Annotated in this window: 10 protein-coding genes; 3 read left to right on the top strand and 7 right to left on the bottom strand. The window is 41.8% G+C overall.

What is annotated here, in order from left to right; all coding sequences use genetic code 11:
* Position 1 precedes the first annotated feature (1 nt).
* Complete coding sequence (locus tag AC13CS_RS10380; protein ID WP_293167787.1) at positions 2-1,144, bottom strand: aminotransferase class I/II-fold pyridoxal phosphate-dependent enzyme; 1,143 nt, start codon at positions 1,142-1,144, stop codon at positions 2-4.
* Complete coding sequence (locus AC13CS_RS10375) at positions 1,144-1,974, bottom strand: prephenate dehydratase (RefSeq protein ID WP_163625231.1); 831 nt, start codon at positions 1,972-1,974, stop codon at positions 1,144-1,146. The genes AC13CS_RS10380 and AC13CS_RS10375 overlap by 1 nt, the downstream gene beginning before the upstream one ends.
* Before the next feature lie 368 nt (positions 1,975-2,342).
* Between AC13CS_RS10375 and AC13CS_RS10370 the strand changes: the two genes are divergently transcribed.
* From AC13CS_RS10370 to AC13CS_RS10360, 3 genes are all read left to right on the top strand, one after another.
* A complete protein-coding gene (locus AC13CS_RS10370) occupies positions 2,343-2,687 on the top strand; it encodes a hypothetical protein (protein WP_293167790.1) in 345 nt (114 codons plus the stop codon).
* On the top strand, positions 2,688-3,581 hold the full coding sequence (gene gldA / locus AC13CS_RS10365) for a gliding motility-associated ABC transporter ATP-binding subunit GldA (RefSeq protein ID WP_293167792.1): 894 nt from the start codon (positions 2,688-2,690) through the stop codon (positions 3,579-3,581).
* Between the two features lie 96 nt (positions 3,582-3,677).
* Positions 3,678-5,129 (top strand): aminotransferase class V-fold PLP-dependent enzyme, encoded by a 1,452-nt coding sequence (locus AC13CS_RS10360; RefSeq protein WP_293167794.1) that lies wholly within the window; start codon positions 3,678-3,680, stop codon positions 5,127-5,129.
* Here the strand turns inward: AC13CS_RS10360 and AC13CS_RS10355 are convergent.
* The 5 genes from AC13CS_RS10355 to metH form a co-directional block, all read right to left on the bottom strand.
* A complete protein-coding gene (locus AC13CS_RS10355) occupies positions 5,126-6,211 on the bottom strand; it encodes a serine hydrolase domain-containing protein (RefSeq protein ID WP_293167796.1) in 1,086 nt (361 codons plus the stop codon). The genes AC13CS_RS10360 and AC13CS_RS10355 overlap by 4 nt on opposite strands.
* 75 nt (positions 6,212-6,286) lie before the next feature.
* Positions 6,287-7,090, bottom strand: a complete 804-nt coding sequence (locus AC13CS_RS10350; RefSeq protein WP_293167798.1) for a head GIN domain-containing protein — start codon at positions 7,088-7,090, stop codon at positions 6,287-6,289.
* On the bottom strand, positions 7,087-8,187 hold the full coding sequence (locus tag AC13CS_RS10345) for an acyloxyacyl hydrolase (RefSeq protein ID WP_293167800.1): 1,101 nt from the start codon (positions 8,185-8,187) through the stop codon (positions 7,087-7,089). The genes AC13CS_RS10350 and AC13CS_RS10345 overlap by 4 nt, the downstream gene beginning before the upstream one ends.
* 123 nt (positions 8,188-8,310) lie before the next feature.
* Positions 8,311-9,264 carry a methylenetetrahydrofolate reductase [NAD(P)H] gene (gene metF / locus AC13CS_RS10340; protein ID WP_293167802.1) on the bottom strand — a complete coding sequence of 318 codons (954 nt, stop codon included), beginning with the start codon at positions 9,262-9,264 and terminating at the stop codon, positions 8,311-8,313.
* Between the two features lie 3 nt (positions 9,265-9,267).
* A complete protein-coding gene (gene metH, locus AC13CS_RS10335; RefSeq protein ID WP_293167804.1) occupies positions 9,268-11,946 on the bottom strand; it encodes a methionine synthase in 2,679 nt (892 codons plus the stop codon).
* Between the last annotated feature and the right edge of the window lies 1 nt (position 11,947).

Genomic DNA, 11,947 nt, shown 5'->3' with positions numbered 1-11,947 from the left:
TCTAAAATCTTTCTATGGCTTCTTTGATTTTTTCTTCGCTCACGCAAAGTGAAAAACGAATATAGCCTTCGCCATTGCTTCCAAAAATGGTTCCCGGGGCAATAAAAATATCTTTATCGTACAATACCTCATCTATAAATTCTTCGGATGGCCCAGCTCCTTCGGGCAATTTGCACCAAACAAACATCCCAACTGCATTTTTATCGTAAGTACATCCCAATTTGTCAGCCAACTTAAACATCGATTCACGTCTTTTGGTGTACACCTCGCCCAATGCTTCAAACCATTCTGGACCACTTTGCAAAGCTGCAATCGCCCCTTTTTGGATTCCGTAGAACATCCCGGAGTCCATATTGCTCTTCACTTTCAACACAGCATTGATGTGTTCCGAACTTCCAAGAACCATCCCCACACGCCAACCTGCCATATTAAAAGTCTTGCTCAAACTGTTCAGCTCCAAGGTGCAAATTTTTGCCCCAGCTATGGATAAGATACTGGTTGGATTGCTGGACAATACAAAACTGTAGGGGTTGTCGTTCACCAAAAGAATCCCGTTGGCTTTTGCAAAATTGACCAATGACTCCAGTTGTTCCTTAGTCGCAGTCGCACCCGTGGGCATGTGCGGATAACTGATCCACATGAGTTTCACCTTGGACAAATCCTTTTTGGAGAGCTCCTCCAAATCGGGGAACCAACCGTTTTCTGCTTTTAAGTCGTAATTGACCGCTTTTCCACCCACCAAATTGGTGACCGATGCATAGGTGGGATAGCCCGGGTTCGGCAACAGCACTTCATCTCCTTCATTTAAAAAGGCCATACTAATGTGCATAATTCCTTCCTTGGAACCCATCAAGGGCAAAATTTCGGTGCTGGGGTCTACCGATACAGCAAACTTTTGCTGATAGAAATCCGCAATGGCCTCCCTTAATTGTGGCAATCCTTGGTAGCTTTGGTATTGATGCGCTCCCGCCTCGATAATGGAATCCCGAAGGGTTTCCAATACCTGTGGTGACGGTGCCAAATCCGGACTACCAATCCCCATATTTATGATGGGTTTGCCCTGGGCAATCAACCCCCTTACCTCTCTTAATTTTTTGGAAAAGTAGTATTCCTGTACGCTATTTAGCCTATCTGCTGTTACCATTACAACAATGCATTTTTATATTCCCCCAAAACCTTGAAATCTTCGGCCATGATCTGCATCAAAGATTTGGTTTTGGCAAAGTGCTCATATTTATCAAAAGTTACATCCACAAAAAAGGCATACTTCCATGGGGTCTCGATCACGGGCAAGGATTGTATTTTGGTCATGTTCATATTGCAATCACTCATCACGTTCAATACGGTTGCCAAACTGCCCCTTTTGTGATCGGTTATAAATCGCAACGATGCCTTGTTGATTTCCTCTTCTGGAAGTACTTTGTTTTGCTTTTTAAGAATGATGAACCGCGTGGAATTGTTCACAATGGTCTGTATGTTGTCCGCAATTATTTCCAAATCATACAGATCGGCAGCCATTTTGGGGGCTATTGCCGCGATGTGTTCCAAGTTTTCATCTTTGATTCTTTTGGCCGTTTCCGCTGTATCCACACTTTCCACCAGTTTGATCTGGGGATGTGCCTTAAAAAATTCCTTGCACTGCAACAATGCCATGGGGTGCGAATGTACTTCTTGGATGTCATCAAAAGATTTCCCCTTCATCACCATTAGATTATGGTGGATGTTCAGATAATGCTCCCCGATTACATGAATGTTGTTGTGGTAGACCAAGTTGTAATTGGGTATAATGGAACCGGCGATGGAGTTTTCAATCGCCATTATACCTTTATCGGCGGTACCGATCAACAAATTGTCCACGACTGCATCAAAAGAGTTGCACTCTAGCAACTCAATATCATCTCCAAAAAAATCCGTAGCAACCTGATGGTGGTTGGACCCCTTTATTCCTTGTATGGCGACTTTTATTAATTCCATTGCAAAAAAAAAGCCCCGATTGTATCGGGACTTTATAAATTGGTTATACTTTAAACGTATCTACAATAGTCCCGTTCCTCTTTGAAAAAAGAAGTAAAAATAAAAACGGTTCCAGAAATACGTGTTTGTCATCTCGTTGTTAATTGTCGGCTAATTTAGGTATTCAATTTGAAACACACAGACATTCCCAAATTTTTTTTGATTTTTTTCAAAAAAGAGATTTTCACTGCACATTATTTGACAGAAACCATGCTTTTTTAAGAATTCCTATTTTCACGACTGTTCCCGAGCAATTCTAAACCAGATTTTAAAACCCAAGGATTAAAGCATCTAAAAGTGTATTTTTGATTTGACTCTAAGCCTTCACAATGAAAAATGGAACGTATACTTTAAGGGAAAAGCCAAAATTTGAAATTGATTTGTCCGATAATTCCATTAAAATAGTTAATAAAAGCAAGGTTCAGTCAAGCTCATCATTTATACTTGATAAGATTGAAACATTTGAAATAAAAGAAAGAAGAACCAATTGGTTGATTACTATCCTTAGTTTTGTTGTGGAAATCTTTTCGAGTATTTCTGTTCCCGGAAAATATTCAGAAGGCTCACAATTGCTTATGGAATATGAAGGAAATACATTTAAATATTATCTGAATGATTGTGACCTGAAACTTCTGAGTGAAATTCAAAACAAACTACAAAACATAACCCAATAAATGTCCATCACTGTACAGAACATCACAAAAACCTTTGGTTCGCAAAAAGCATTGAACAATGTTTCGTTTACCATCAACAAAGGAGAAGTCGTAGGTTTTTTAGGCCCAAACGGTGCCGGAAAATCCACCATGATGCGAATTTTGACCACTTTTTATAAAGCGGACAATGGTGAAGCAGCTGTAAATGGTTTTGATGTGTTGGAGGCTGAAAAAGACGTTCAAAAAAGTATTGGGTACCTGCCAGAGCACAATCCGCTGTACTTGGAAATGTATGTAAAAGAGTACTTGGCCTTTAATGCGGATGTCTACAAAGTGAACAAATCCAAAATAAATGAGGTGATAGCGCAAACAGGACTCTCTCCCGAGGCCCACAAAAAAATCGGACAGCTATCCAAAGGATACCGTCAGCGTGTAGGCCTAGCCGCTGCGTTGCTTCACGATCCCGAAGTTTTGATCTTGGATGAACCCACCACGGGACTCGACCCCAACCAATTGATCGAGATCCGAAAACTGATCCGGGAGATTGGCAAAGAGAAAACCATTTTACTTTCCACACATATTATGAAAGAAGTTGAGGCCGTTTGCGACCGCGTCATCATCATAAACAAAGGGGAACTGGTGGCCGATAAAAAATTAGAAGAACTCCGTGAAGCCGAGGAACAGATTATTGAAGTGGAGTTTGATTATCGCGTGGAAGAACAATTGCTACAACAAATGCCAAATGTTTCCAAAGTGAAAAATACGGGCGGTTTTGTTTATGAAATTACCTTCACCACCTCAAAGGATATGCGACCCGTTGTTTTCGATTTTGCGCACGACAATAAACTAAAAACACTTCAACTCAGCAGAAAGAACAAAAATTTGGAGAGCCTGTTCACCGAACTGACTTCCTAACTTTCTTTTTATCCAAATTGATTGGACAACCATCCAAAATCAGATGGAAAACCGTTCTAAATATGGTACTTTTGCGGTTCAGAAGAAAACGGACCTATGAAGAAGAACAACGCCAGATTGGAACTTTCCAAAGAAGAAATGAAAAACTATGGCTATCAGATCGTGGATGCCATTGTGGAACATCACGCTACACAAGATCAAAAATTGCCCGTAGCCCTTGGCTCACGTGAAGAAATGGATTCTTTGTTCCTCGAAGAGGCTCCCGAAAAAGGTTCCGACCCATCGCAGGTACTTAATTTTGTCCTGGAAAAAGTAATGACCAATAGTGCCAATATGGCGCACCCAAGGTCTTTTTCTTTTGTTCCCGGCCCAAGTAATTATGTAAGCGTTATGGCCGATACGCTGGCAACGGGCTACAACATCTTCTCTGGAGGATGGGCCGCCAGTCCTGCTGCAGCTGAACTGGAAATTGTTACCATTCAATGGCTGTTGAAGATTTTTGGTTTTCCAAAGAAAAAGGGAGGCGGTATTTTCACTAGCGGTGGCTCCATGGCCAACCTTACCGCGGTAGTTACTGCTCGAAGAATAAAATGTGGTGATGATTTCTCCAAAGCCGTGATTTATCTTTCCGACCAAGCGCACTCATCCAATATTAAGGCCATTCGGGTGTTAGGATTCAAAAAAGAACAGATTAGAATCATCCCTACGGATAATGAATTAAAATTTTCTGTAAATAAATTGAAGAACTGTATTGCCAAAGATAGGTTGGAAGGTCTTTATCCCTTCTGTTTGATAGCCACTGCGGGAACCACCAATACTGGAACGGTTGATCCATTGGTGGAGTTGGGCAATATCTGTAAAAAAGAAGATATCTGGTTCCATATTGATGGTGCCTATGGCGGTGCGGCCATCTTGTCCAAAAAGGGCAAACAGGCTATGAAAGGAATCGAGAAAGCCGATTCCTTGACCGTGGATCCCCACAAATGGTTTTTTCAGCCTTATGAAATGGGTTGCCTTTTGGTGCGAAACCACAAAAACCTGAGCCATACCTTCACCGAAAAACCTGAATATTTAAGGGATATTGAAGGGAATACTTCTGAAATCAATTTTTATGACCACGGCATTCAATTGACCCGTAGGTTCAGGGCCCTAAAATTTTATATGTCCCTAAAAACCTTTGGTTTAAAGGAATTCCGAGATGCCATTACCTATAATATTGATTTGGCTGAAGAAGTGGAAACGATGTTACGGGGCAGTAAAAGTTGGGAGGTGGTTTTCCCTGCAACCTTGGCCGTCATCAACTTTAGGTACAATCCCATAAGCAAAAATTATTCGGAGAAGGAATTGGACAAAATCAACCAGTACATTTCTGAAAAAGTAGTGGAATCACGTAAAGCATTGTTGGTCACCACTATTTTGAATGGACAGATTGTACTTCGGATGTGTCTCATCAACCCAAGAACAACCATGAAAGATGTTACAGACACCTTTGATCTTTGCAAAAAGTATGCTTTGGACATTGAAGAGGCATTGGCAAGTAAAGTCTAAGCTCGGATTTCGAAAACAGCATCAATGGCTAGGTCCAATTCTTTTTGCACCTTTGGATCGGTACAATTGATCAATATTGAAATTACTTTTTGCTCTCTGGGATACACAAAAAGATTGGTGTATGCACCAACACTGTTTCCCACATGGCCAAAAAACGGCCTTCCCTTTGCATCTTGACTCACTTGAAACCCGAGGCCGTAGTAGGCAGGTTTTCCATTTACCACTTGAGAGGTCAATAACTGATTATATGTCTCTTTTTGGAGCAACTGGCGATCTGAAATAGCCTGTCCCAGTTTAGCGATATCCTCACAGGTGGACAAATACCCGCCTCCAGCCAATTTATAAGCATTGTTCACCTCAGCGGCTTCAGTAAAGCAGATTGCCCGTTTAGTATAGAATTGGGTTTTGTTCTCGACTGCACCCGAATCGATATCCATTTCGTTCGGAGAAAAGGTATGTTTCAATCCCAAGGGCATCAAAATATTTTCCTTCACATAATCTTGAAAAGGTACCCCACTCGCTTCTTGCATGGCCAAGGACAGCAATACAAAATCGAAACTGTTGTAGAGATAGTCACTTCCGGGCTCAAAAAGCAAAGGGTCATTTTTAAAAACTGCTATACTATCTTTGATGGAATAAGCTTGGTTCAAAGCAAACTCTTTGCCCTTGTATCCCCTAATGCCAGCGGTATGACTTGCCAATTGCCGCAGTGTAAAATCGTATTTCTTTTTTGGATAGTAGGGTACGTAGGTGTAAAAGGATTCATCCAAACCCACAATTCCATCCTCCACCATTTTGCCCAAAGCCAATCCCGTGATGCATTTAGAAATGCTCGCGATGCGGAAAACCGTACGTTTAGGGTCGACCTTATCCCTGTTTTCCAAATCGGCAAAACCATATCCTTTTTGAAGTACCCTCTCGCCATTATCCAGAGTGGTAACGGCCAAACCTGGCACTTTTTTCTCCGCTACCAGATTATGGAAAAGGGCGTTGGCTTTTTCCAGCCCGTGCAATCCTTCCAATGGTTTTACTTTAGGAAATGTTGAAAACAGATTTTTGATATGCGTGAAAAGATGTCCCAAAAATTTGGTTTGAATATAGAAAATAAAGAGAAATATTTAAGTTGCTGAAAACTAATATTATTGTTTGAAGCTACATCAATCTTGGAAAATCAACTTCCCATTGTAGAGTTCCTCCACTTCTACTTCTGGTGGACGGTTAACGCTTATCACATCGCCTGTCCCTCGAATAACACCGCCTAACCGTTGCTGAGGGTTAACATAGACATCATTGGAACCCCTGTGGCTAACACCAATTTTATCAGCTATCAAGGCCTCTGCCTCAATTCTGGAATCACCTGCGGCCACAGTAACATTAAAATTTTCTGTATTTCCCCTAAGCTTAAAATAAGCTATCCCATTCACCACAATTCTTACCGTGGTCGAGTTAAGGCTCAAATCAAAAGAGCCATCCGTTGTTTCGGTTTCAGGATTGCTAAAACTCTCGCAAATCAAGGACAAGTTGGGATAATCCAAAATACCATCACTGGAAACTAAAAGCCCTGTGCTACTGCGAACTTCTGTGATGTTTGGCGATGTAACATAAACGGTGGTCAGTCCATAATCGCGTACGTAGTTGCAGCTATTCTCGTTTCGAAGGACAAGTCGGTTATCCTCTACCTCCGCGAAAACATCATTTATAAGATATTCCCCCGTTTCTATCTCCACCTTTTGTTCCTCGCCCTGTTTCAATACCACATTTAGGTTTTCAAAAACAGTAATGGTGCTAAATTCAGGAACATCTACCGTATGGCGTACCAAATCGCCTGCGTTTTGAAAACAATCGGGTACATTATCACCGTTGCAAGAGGCAAACAAAAAAGAAACCAGCATCAAAAACACCCCTAAAGCGCCCTCAAGGGGACACTTTTCATTTTGAATTTTGTACTTCCACATTTTCATAACCTGATTCCTATTCCAAATTCGATCGCTTCTGCTTTGGCCCCATGTGATTTTAATGTGATGGCACCAAAAATTTTGCTTCCAAAATACCTTTTCATCCCAATTCTGTTGTACATCCTTCCTTCAAAATCAAAAGGGTAATATACATAGTATCCCAACTGGGCCACAACACTCATTTTGTTTACGAAGAGTTCATGACCAAGAAAAAGTCCCACTCTTTTATAATCGGTATCCGCATCAACATCCAATTCTGGGAATGCAATAGACTGATACCTGATCAACTCCTTTATAAAGTTAGAAAAGAAAATATCCGTTCCCAATTGAACAGCGTTTCGTTTGCCCAAACGTTTATCGGCGTAAGCAGATATAGTCGCAAAGCCGTAACGCCCCATATTGATCACATCACTTTCGTTGGCTCCGCCGCGAAGTACCAAGTTATAACGGACAGGCTCTGTTATTATCCCTTTCGGCTCCGGTACTAGGTATTCATAATTGGTTTCCTCATCAAGATTATAGGTCAATCCAAAATTTATGGCGAATGTATTGGTCGATGTATTGGGTGCCTTAAAATTTGCGTTGGAATAATGAATGAACGAAAGTCCAGCATTGACACCCAATCCTGCAAAAAGATTTTCCTTATGATAATTCAGCATTAATAAAGTACTGCTCAAAATATGGCTTCCGTAGGCATTGTTTCTAAAATTTTCATCCTTGTCATAAGGATTGTTAGTGTATGCCAATCCTTGCGCCACTCGTAACTGAACGTTTCTTTTAAAGAAATAGAAATTATAGTGCCCGTACACCCCAAAATGTTCCCCAAGCGTTGGATTATTGGTGTTTTGATAGACAAATGTGTAACCCGTATCTGGATACCCAAAATCTGCCTCCCACTCCTTGTGCCCGTAAGTTTTTCTACTGACACCCAAAATTACCCCTCCTGGATGGCTGGTGATCAAATGTGAAATATCTGGATTGTGCAGAAGAATGGAACCATAAAATTGGTTCGCATCCAATACAAAATGCTTTGGAACATCATCCGTTTGGCACAACCCAAAAAATGAAGTCAAAAATACGAATAGGCTAAGTAGGCACCTCATGGGGCGCTAAAGTAGGAAAATAAAAAAACACCTATGTCCATAAGAAAAGAAAACTAAGAAAAAAACAAACCTTCCTTTTACAGATTGGATTGTTCCGCTGCCATGCACCCTTAACATCAACTTTTAAAAAAGTTCCTTTGCTATGGCCTTGATATTATCCGATTTTCCCATGGAGTAATAATGTAACACGGGCACACCTGCTTCCCTCAATTCTTTGGATTGCTGAATGGCCCATTCCACCCCAACTTGACGCACTTCTTTATTGTTATTGCAAGCTTCAACGGCATCAATCAAATCTTGTGGCAGATCTATACTGAAAACATGGGGCAATAATTGCAAGTGACGTTTAACGGCTATTGGCTTGATTCCCGGAATAATCGGAACATCAATGCCCATTTCACGTGCAGCCTTAACAAAGGCAAAAAACTTTTGATTGTCAAAAAACATCTGGGTCACCACATAATCCGCTCCCAAATCCACTTTTTCCTTCAAGCGTTTTAAATCAGATTGAAGGGAAGGTGCTTCCATGTGTTTTTCGGGATAGCCTGCCACCCCGATACAAAAACTGTTCAAATCGCTTGATTCGATGGTATCGTGCAAGTAATTACCCTCGTTAATATCCTGAATTTGCTTTACCAATTCTGTGGCATACTGGTGACCGCCTTCTGTGGGAGTAAAATATTTTTCCTCTTTTCTGGCATCACCACGGAGTGCCATTACATTTTCTATCTCCAAATACTGACAGTCCACCAATAGGTATTCGGTTTCCTCTTTGGTAAAACCTCCGCATAGCACATGAGGAACGGTATCCACATTGTATTTATGCTTCAAAGATGCACAGATGCCCAAAGTTCCAGGACGTGTACGCGTAAGTTTTTTATCCAACAGACCATCTTTCTCCTTATAAATGTATTCTTCCCTAGAGGTGGTCACATCAATAAAAGGGGGCTTGAACTCCATCAAAGGGTCAATATTTTTGTAGAGCTCTTGAATGCTTTTTCCTTTTACGGGTGGCACAATCTCAAAACTGAAAAGGGTTTTGCCATTCGCCTTTTTTATGTGATCGGTAATTTTCATTGGTTATTCGTCAACTATGTTGGGAGCAAGCCATTTTTGGGCTTCCTCTAGTTTCATATTTTTTCGCTCAGCAAAATCCTGAACTTGGTCTTGCTTTATTTTTCCCAATCCAAAATATTTGGCCTGTGGATGTCCAAAATAGTAGCCGCTAACACTTGCCGCGGGCCACATGGCCAGACTATCGGTCAGTTTTACCCCTATTTTTTCTTCCACATCCATCATCTCCCAAATAGTGAGTTTCTCTAAGTGGTCGGGACAGGCAGGGTAACCGGGTGCGGGTCGGATACCTCGATATTTTTCTTTGATCAGCTCCGTATTGTCCAAATTTTCATCTACTGCATAGCCCCAATATTTGGTCCGGACTTCTTTGTGAAGATATTCTGCAAAAGCCTCTGCGAATCTATCCGCCAAAGCTTTGATCATAATGGAATTGTAATCATCGTGATTTTTTTCAAACTGAGCGGCCAATTCTTGGGTACCGAAACCTGCACTCACGCAAAAACAACCTATGTAATCTTGAATTCCAGAAGCTTTCGGGGCAATAAAATCTGCCAATGCGATATTAGGGACTCCTTCGCGCTTTTTTAATTGTTGACGAAGGGTTCTAAAAATGAAGGTTTCTTCTTCCTTTTCTACTTCTATATCATCTTCGTTGATTTGATTGGCAGGAAACAACCCGAAGATAGCCTTGGCCTTCAATAGTTTTTCATCCAACACTTGGTTCAAAAGCTCTTTGGCATCTTTAAAGAGTTCTTTGGCCTGTTCTCCAACAACCTCATCGGTCAAAATATCGGGATATTTACCGTGCAAGTCCCAACTTCGGAAGAACGGAGACCAATCAATGTATTCTTTCAACTTGGTCAAATCAAAATCTTCCCAAACTTGAATGCCCAACTGGTTTGGTTTTTTAATGTCTGATGGATCCCACTCGATTTCAAGTTTGTTCTTCCTTGCTTGCTCCAAAGTCAAATATTCCTTCTGCTTTCCTCGCTTTAAAAACTTCTCCCTAAAGCTTTCATAATCCAGTTTGATGGATTTTTTATAACCCGCAGAAGTCTCATCCTGAAGCAAATCCCCCACTACCGTTACCGCTCTCGATGCATCGTTTACGTGCACTACAGCCTGACTGTATTGAGGGTCAATCTTCACTGCTGTATGGGCTTTGCTCGTGGTAGCACCGCCAATCAGAAGTGGAACCTCAAAGTTTTGACGCTCCATTTCTTTGGCCAAAAACACCATTTCGTCCAAGGATGGGGTGATCAATCCGCTCAAACCGATAATATCAACCTGTTTTTCCTTGGCCTCGTTTATAATTTTTTCCGGTGGCACCATCACTCCAAGATCCACGATTTCGTAATTGTTGCAGGCAAGCACTACGCTCACTATATTTTTTCCAATATCGTGCACATCGCCCTTAACGGTGGCCATCAGTATTTTTCCGGCAGCCTTGGCATTTTTGTCTTTGGATGCTTCAATATATGGCGTCAAATACGCTACGGCCTTCTTCATCACCCTGGCGGATTTCACCACCTGTGGCAGAAACATTTTGCCGCTCCCAAAGAGATCGCCCACCACGTTCATTCCGGTCATTAAATTACCTTCTATAACGTGCAAAGGTTTGGCAGCCTGTTGGCGGGCCTCTTCCACATCTTCAATAATATATTGATCTATTCCCTTGACCAAGGCACGGGTAATACGGTCTTGTAGCGGTTCTTCTCTCCACGAAAGGTCTACTTTGCTTTCCTTTGCGGTACCCACAACGGTTTCCGCAAATTCCAATAGGCGTTCGGTGGCATCGTCCCGCCTATCCAATAGTACATCCTCCACATGTTCGAGCAAGTCTTTGGGTATATCATCATAGACCTCCAACATGGTAGGGTTTACAATCCCAATGTTCATTCCAGCTTTAATGGCATGGAACAAAAAGGCTGAATTTATGGCCTCCCGTACTGGATTGTTTCCCCTAAACGAGAACGAAACGTTACTCACTCCCCCACTAACACTGCAATAGGGAAGGTTTTCCTTAACCCAACGGGTTGCCTCTATAAAATCTACGGCGTTGCGCCTGTGCTCCTCCATTCCCGTAGCTACGGGAAAAATGTTCAGGTCGAAAATAATGTCCTCTGGAGGGAATTTTACCTTATTGACCAGCACATCATAAGATCGTTTGGCAATTTCAATACGACGTTCCAAGTTATCGGCTTGCCCAACTTCATCAAAGGCCATAACAATAACTGCGGCACCATATCGCTTGATCAATTTGGCATGTCGGATAAATTCTTCTTCTCCTTCTTTGAGACTGATGGAATTTACCACGCATTTACCTTGTACCACCTGAAGTCCAGCTTCGATGATTTCCCATTTGGAACTATCGATCATAATGGGCACCCGGGCAATATCGGGCTCGGAAACGATCAGGTTCAAGAACTTGACCATGGCTTTTTTACCATCTATCAAGCCATCATCCATGTTCACATCAATGATCTGGGCACCACCCTCCACTTGATTGCGGGCAATATCCAGGGCCTCATCAAATTTTTCTTCTTTAATGAGCCTTAAAAACCGTTTGGAACCCGCCACATTGGTACGTTCCCCTACGTTAATGAAATTGCTTTCCGGGGTAATGATCAAGGGTTCGAGTCCGCTCAGCTTCAAATATCGTTGTTCGTTGTTCGTTGCCATA

The organism is Flagellimonas sp. B-3, assembly GCF_056857835.1.
The sequence above is the reverse complement of the archived record's forward strand: the minus strand, read 5'-3'. Positions and strand labels throughout refer to the sequence as shown.